Origin of the sequence: Moraxella lacunata, assembly GCF_002027545.1 — a bacterium.
Lineage (GTDB): Bacteria > Pseudomonadota > Gammaproteobacteria > Pseudomonadales > Moraxellaceae > Moraxella > Moraxella lacunata.
Map to the genome: position 1 here is coordinate 1 of NZ_MXAN01000128.1, position 6,597 is coordinate 6,597.

Genomic DNA, 6,597 nt, shown 5'->3' on the forward strand with positions numbered 1-6,597 from the left:
GAGATGGTGGGGGGTTTGGGGATTTTGGGGATAAAGAACAAAAGTGGGTAACACTTGCTAACTGGCTTGTGAACAAGATATAATATTAAATGTTTCTCCATTCTAACGTTGCGACAAACCATGTCGCATCTGAATGAATGGAGTTTTCTTTTTATAAAATTTTCTGGCAAAATAGTGTATTGGCTAAATACTGATTTAAATGATGTTAAATGACAGTTAAAAAGCCAATGACATGGTTAAATAAAATATTATCAGTCAGTTTTTAAGATAGGGAGATAGCTGGCGAGTACAAAGATTGAGCCTTATATAAACCTAAGTAAATCGATTATTGATAAGGGTTTTAACTCGGTAAATTATCTTGTTCAAGATGTGTCATTATCTACCAATATGTATATAAACAATAGTAATGCCCGTTTTTTTCGGATTACACCTGTCAAAACAACGCCAATATAAATTTCAATACCTGTTTTTAGACCGGATAAATAATACACCCATGAAAAATTAGAATCTTTCATAGAAGCCAAGACGTTTTGTAGGTCTTGTCGCAGTAAATATTGCTCTTGTGCCGACAACTCTGTATCCGGAGATGTATCTAAACAAAGTAAACTGCTTAAAAATCAGTTGCTTGGGAATATTGGTGGTATTTGTCTAGATGAAATAAAAGCAAGTAGATTGCAAGAGAGAATTTTGTACCCCTTGCAAAAATCCAAACATTTTGGATTGGTAACAGGTGTTCCGTCATTAACCATTGATGAACAGGCTCATAGTCAGGGCGAGAGTATCACGCAGGGCTTGGACAGATTGGCGACTACTTTGACAGGCGAGACTTGGCAAATGTTGATTGTTGCTAACCCTGAATCTTTGGAGAGTATCGAATCCAAAATAAAAGCATTGTTGGGTTATTCATCAATATTACATCCTATGATTAAACGCTCCTTGCAGGAAGGGGAGAATATTGGTACATCACAAACCACAACCAAGGGTTCATCAATCAGTAATAGTGTGAATGAGCAAAAAGGAACCAATCATTCAAATAGCAACTCTCACGGGACAAATGATGGCGGTTCAAAATCTCGTACCATGGGCACTAGCGAGAGTAGAGGTAGTGCTGAGAATAAAAGCAAAAGTGTTAGTGATAGCACATCAAAGACGACTACGTGGGGAACAAGCAAGAATACAACCACAACTCATGGCACCAACAAAAGTACATCTACCGGAAAAACCATTGGTTCTAATGACTCTACCACCAATGGCTATAATCGCGGAGAAAGCTCCACTCATGGCATTGAAATGGTAAATAAGTCCTTGGAGCGTATTCAGGCTCATATTGATGAAAGGCAGATTCCACGCTTGGAGTTGGGAATCGGTAAGGGTTTATTCCAAACATCTATCTATATTTCGGCACCGTATTTAGAGACTTATGAGCGTCTGGCTTCTGCTATAACTTCTATTTTTCAGGGCAATCAAATGCTTTTTACGCCCTTGCAGGTGCAAGACATCAATATCAAAGATGATAACATTCATCATTTATTTGGTATTCAAAAGATAGAAAGTCATCAGCCTTATCAATTAGAGCGGGGGCTTATTCATAGTATTGCTACCGATGAGACGAGCATTGCTCGTGCAACGTTGCTAAATGCGTCCGAATTATCCTTGCTTGCAGGTTTGCCAAGTCGTGAAGTGTGTGGTATTCGCTTGCGAAAAAATGTGGATTTTGCGGTCAATACCCATGACAGCAGCCAAAGTGATGATTTTGAGTTGGGTAGTATTGTCCAAAATGGCAGGGTCTTAGAGCATACCAAGGTTTTTTTAAATAAGAAATTGCTAAATCAACATATTTTTATTAGTGGAGTAACAGGTGCGGGCAAGACCACAACCTGCCAGCAAATTTTAATTCAATCTAAACTACCTTTTTTGGTGATTGAGCCTGCCAAAACCGAATACCGTAGTTTATACCAACTTGATGATAGCATAGAATACTACACTGTTAATAATGAAAATATTTCGCCATTTCGTCTAAATCCTTTTGAGCTTTTACCAAATGAAAAACTGGCAGGGCGTATTGATACGCTCAAAGCCACCTTTGCTGCAGTCTTTCCCATGGAAGCATCAATGCCCTATTTGATTGAAGAGGCGATTGTCCGTAGTTATGAGTTAAAGGGCTGGGATATTAACACATCAACCAACTTTTTTTATGACGACCCATGCCAACACCCTGCTGAATGTTTCCCTATTATTATGTCGGAGTTATTGGAAGTCTTAAAGCAAGTCATCAAAAGCAAAAATTTTGGGCAAGAGTTACAAGAAAAATATGAAGGCTCGCTGATTTCTCGCTTGGATAATTTAACTGTGGATAGCAAGGGTCGAATGTTAAATACTCGCACGTCGATAGATGTCAATGCCTTGCTTGATAAAAAAATCGTTATCGAGCTTGATGATTTAAAAGATGAAAAGGATAAAGCTTTGCTCATGGGATTGTTGATTGGACGAGTGGCAGAGGCTGTCAAGCAACGTCATAAGATTGAGCCGAACTTTCAGCATATTACGCTTATCGAAGAAGCTCATCGCTTACTAGAAAAGCCAGAAGCGGGCGATGATGCCAAAAAACTAGGGGTTAATCTATTTGCAAACTTATTGGCAGAAGTGCGTAAATATGGAGAATGCCTAATCATTGCCGACCAAATACCCAATAAGCTCACCCCAGAGGTCTTAAAAAATACCAATACCAAAATCATTCATCGCTTATTTGCAGGCGATGACCGTCAAGCCATTGGCGATACGGTTGGTTTGACGGACGAGCAAAAACAATTTTTACCCATGCTAAAAGCAGGCGAGGCGGTGATATACAGTGCCGGTTGGCATGAAGCAGTACGCACACAGGTGGGTAAGATAAGCGACACCAACGCCCCAGAGATTGATGAGAGTATTATTGCTAAGGCGAGCCAAAAACGTATTTTTGCTGAAAAAGAACGGCTATACCCCAGACTAAGCCAAACAGCAACAATGCTTGATGCCAAGATGTTTGGGCGATTTATCCAAGAAGGTTTGTTGTTGCTCAACCTATGGATTCGCTGGTATCATCAGCAACATCAGTCCAGAAAAGATGAGTTTTTGTCAGCTCATCAGCACTCATTGCTCATCGCTCGCTTAACAAAAGATATGGAGAGCTTTCAAAGACAGTGGCAAGATAAAATGAATAATCAGGCATTGCCTGCCTTGGCAAGGTTGTTCCAAGATGTCGCCCCGCTTGCCTATGTGGTACAGAGTAAAGAGATGAGTATAGAAGAATGCTTGTTGCATTTATTTGGTTTGTATCATCAGGATAAATTAAGTGAGCAGATTGTCAGCGATGATATTTTTAAGTTACAATCAGGGCGTTTGGCAACGAGTATTTTGGCAGAAATTTTCAAGAATGTTAAAGCGATTTAACCCAAAATTTTTATTGTAATCAATCATCGGAGAATATCATGGGTTTTTTTAGTAGTTTAGGCAGTGCAATCAGCGGTGCTGTGGATAGTGTGTGCAATGCAGTATCATCGGCGTGTAAAGCGGTTGGCGGTGCGGTCAGTAGTGCCTTTAATGGGTGATGGAAAACATGGGTACGATTGCCAAAGTTACATCAACGCTCGCCCCTGTGTTACATACACTAAGTGTTGTCATTCCACAGTTACGACCTGTTTCGGTGGCGGTAACGGTGATTGATACACTCATTCAACAGCTTGGCTTGGCAGAAGACGGGCAGACGGTTGAGAGTGTGGGACAGGACATCTTAGATGCTTATCATGCAGACATTAAGCCTACCGATTACACCACTTATGATGAATATATGCAAGCGATTCGTGATTTTAAACTTGAAAATCCCGACCGAGAAATGGGCGAGTATCTCTTTGCTGAGAAATTCGCATCAGGTTTGTCGGTGCAGACATGGGGTCTAGAAGAGAAGTTTGGTGATGAGATGTCAAGCTTGATTTTGGCGATACTCAAAGATGCCCAAAACCTAGAACAAGGCGAAGGGTATTTTACGCCTGAACGTATCGACAGTTGGATAACGGACGTCAGTAGCCTTGCTGATGTTGCCAAATACTTTGGCAATGAGTTAGGTATTGATGAGAAAAATAAGGTAGAACAAGAGCTAGTGGCGATAGAAAAAGAGCAACACCCCGACAAGTCGCTCGCTGACATCTACAAAGAGCTTGATAATATTAAAGATAAGATAGTTGTAGACTAAAATAGATGACCGCTGGTGGTTATCGTGAAACGTTATGTGTATCTTGGTGTATCTTGGAGTGTGTTATGAAAAATAGTGATTTGTGTATTTGCATACTAGATGAGACAATCCTTGCTTATCATCGCCATAATGAGCAAGGTTGGTTGGGGTTAAACATCAAAGGCGAAAGAGCTTATCATCATCAGGGGTAAGCAGAAGATGTGAATGATGTTTTGCAAGAGTGCAATGAGTTGCTTAACTTAGATGATTTGTTACAGGAGATAAATCTCCATGTGGTCTATGCTGATAGACAGACAAATCTTGCCATGATGTTTTTAAATAAAGCAACCAAGGTTTATAAAAATCAAAAGTTTATCAGTCGCCCACTGGCACAGGTCTATCAGTATTATGCTGATAAAAATAAAAATGCAAAACAACCAGCACTTGATGACATTGATGATGCGTGGATACAAAATCATCTGCTGATACTGTTGGACTTTGACAGCAGCTGGAGACAGGCACAAAAACACTTGTCTGACATCAAACAAAAACAGCAAGAGTACCTAAATCAACAAAAAATAGATGAACTGACTTTTAGCAAACACCAAACCCAAAAACAGCAAGAAAAATCCGCCCTAGAAAAACAAATTCGTGATAAAAAGCAAGAACTTGCGGTGGTTTTAGCTCCTGAAATGGAGTCCTTGCTGAGTTTCTTACCGTCTATTTTTAAGGACTTTTGGACGGTGGTGCGACCTGATGAGCTGGCGAATATCGCAGGACTGCTAACGCCACCCCAAATCCCTTCTCCAATCCAAAATCCTAGCGATCAAGCCGTAAAAAGTAAGCTACGCCAGTTTGTACTGCTTGATGATGACCAGCAGACGCAAATCATTGGTTTTTGTCGGTTGCTCAAACAGGACTTTGATTTGACCATACATATACAATTTCGCCCCCTAATCGGAGACTTAGACTAATGGCAAAAGAAGACAAAAAAGACAGTGGCAGGTATTTAGATGAGATTCTAAAATACCTGTTAGATAGTCATATCTTTGAAAAATTAATACTAAAAATCAGACGTCTCTGGCACGACCCCAATCACACATCACAGACCCAAATTCAATATACGTCTAGTGAGCCACAAATCATAGAAAAACCCATAGAGCGGACGATAGAAGTTGAAAAAATTGTCGAAAAAATCGTAACACCGTCTTGGGCTGGCAAGTTAGAGCAACAATATCAGTATTGACAGATATTAAAGGGAATGCCACATTTATATGGCATTTTTAATCAGCGTGATTTTGATGATGACTCAGATGATTTGCTCACTTTTGTGGTGTGTGGCGGTCAGTGGGAGAATGTCGTTAGGCTATGGAAAGAGCTGTTCAAGCGATGTGCCGAGAGTAAGGTTCCTGCCAGCGATGATGAGTTGGCACTGCTAAATAACTGTATCGCCCTGTACAATCACACATCAATGAGTGATAAAAAGGTAATGCTAGATAGCCCCAATGTCGGCGATGACTATGACTATAACCGACATCATCTGGTGGGTGTGGGCGATACTATCAGACAGGTGCTGCTGCCTGCGTTGGTTGGTGCTAACGCATCAAGTCGGTTTAATGCGGTAGTGCTGTGTTCTTAGAGGTGTTTTATGAGCTATTTCTTTAAGAGCTTCATGGATAATATGCTAAAAGAGCCTGCAAGTGGTAAGGTAGAGCCTAGTCAAAAGATTGGTCAAATAATAGAGGAGGGCGTGGTTGGTCATATTGGGAAAATTTTTGGAGAGATTGGAAAAGAACAATCCCTTCAAGACCTACACGCTACTTTACATCAAGTGGCTCGGCAAAAAGAAAATCACGAGCAGTCAAAGACATCTACCCAGTCCCCATATCCCATAAACAAAGAGACATCGGAGAGAGTGATGAATCACAAAATATCAGTACCAAGTATCAAACATCAACGCTTAAAACAGCTGGCGGTCAATACAGAGAAAAAAGAGCAAAAAGCAATCTATGAAAAAAACCTAACAAAAGCGGTGGAGATTGTAACATCTTATCGTTTTTGGTTTATCACCAAACAAAATGCGGTCATGATTTATGATAGTGCAACAGGGCTTTTATGGGACGCTAAGCCTGATATATCAAGCTATTATAAATTGGAAGAAGGTAAAAAAATCTTTAAGGAAATAAATGGATTGTTGTTTAATAAGTTGCCAATTTACGAAGAGATTAAAAATATTACCATAGTGGATTTCCCCCTAAAATCTGGAAAAAATGCTAGGATTTTAGATAGAGAGTATTGGCTTACTAATGATAAACAGACAATCGATATAGACAAAACCCCCCCCTATGGAAGTGTATGCTCACGGTTATGTACTAGACTTCTTTCCAAAC

7 protein-coding genes are annotated in these 6,597 nt (G+C 40.1%); all 7 read left to right on the forward strand.

The annotated features are described in order from the left end of the window. Nucleotides 1-672 precede the first annotated feature (672 nt). Nucleotides 673-3,429: an ATP-binding protein gene (locus B5J94_RS13500; RefSeq protein WP_079364200.1), complete on the forward strand. Its 2,757-nt coding sequence runs from the start codon at nucleotides 673-675 to the stop codon at nucleotides 3,427-3,429. 166 nt (nucleotides 3,430-3,595) lie between these two features. Next, nucleotides 3,596-4,228, forward strand: coding sequence for a hypothetical protein (locus B5J94_RS13505; protein WP_158081065.1), 633 nt, complete (start codon nucleotides 3,596-3,598; stop codon nucleotides 4,226-4,228). Nucleotides 4,229-4,293: 65 nt separating this feature from the next. Further along, complete coding sequence (locus B5J94_RS15080) at nucleotides 4,294-4,419, forward strand: hypothetical protein (RefSeq protein ID WP_255216936.1); 126 nt, start codon at nucleotides 4,294-4,296, stop codon at nucleotides 4,417-4,419. A 9-nt stretch (nucleotides 4,420-4,428) separates the two neighbouring features. Further along, the gene (locus B5J94_RS13510) at nucleotides 4,429-5,181 is read left to right on the forward strand and encodes a hypothetical protein (protein ID WP_062500584.1); all 753 of its coding nucleotides are present in this window, start codon (nucleotides 4,429-4,431) and stop codon (nucleotides 5,179-5,181) included. Next, nucleotides 5,181-5,453, forward strand: a complete 273-nt coding sequence (locus tag B5J94_RS13515) for a hypothetical protein (protein ID WP_062500582.1) — start codon at nucleotides 5,181-5,183, stop codon at nucleotides 5,451-5,453. Before B5J94_RS13510 ends, B5J94_RS13515 begins: the two co-directional genes overlap by 1 nt. 15 nt (nucleotides 5,454-5,468) lie before the next feature. Beyond that, nucleotides 5,469-5,846, forward strand: a complete 378-nt coding sequence (locus tag B5J94_RS13520) for a hypothetical protein (RefSeq protein ID WP_062500580.1) — start codon at nucleotides 5,469-5,471, stop codon at nucleotides 5,844-5,846. 33 nt (nucleotides 5,847-5,879) lie between these two features. Then, nucleotides 5,880-6,597: hypothetical protein (locus B5J94_RS13525; protein WP_158081066.1), on the forward strand; the 718-nt coding region annotated here is incomplete at its 3' end.

Excerpts from the sequence above, each read along its gene's own strand:
- B5J94_RS13505 (WP_158081065.1), top strand. The coding sequence starts at position 3,596 with ATGGGTACGATTGCCAAAGTTACATCAACGCTCGCCCCTGTGTTACAT.
- B5J94_RS15080 (WP_255216936.1), top strand. The coding sequence starts at position 4,294 with ATGAAAAATAGTGATTTGTGTATTTGCATACTAGATGAGACAATCCTT.
- B5J94_RS13515 (WP_062500582.1), top strand. The coding sequence starts at position 5,181 with ATGGCAAAAGAAGACAAAAAAGACAGTGGCAGGTATTTAGATGAGATT.
- B5J94_RS13520 (WP_062500580.1), top strand. The coding sequence starts at position 5,469 with ATGCCACATTTATATGGCATTTTTAATCAGCGTGATTTTGATGATGAC.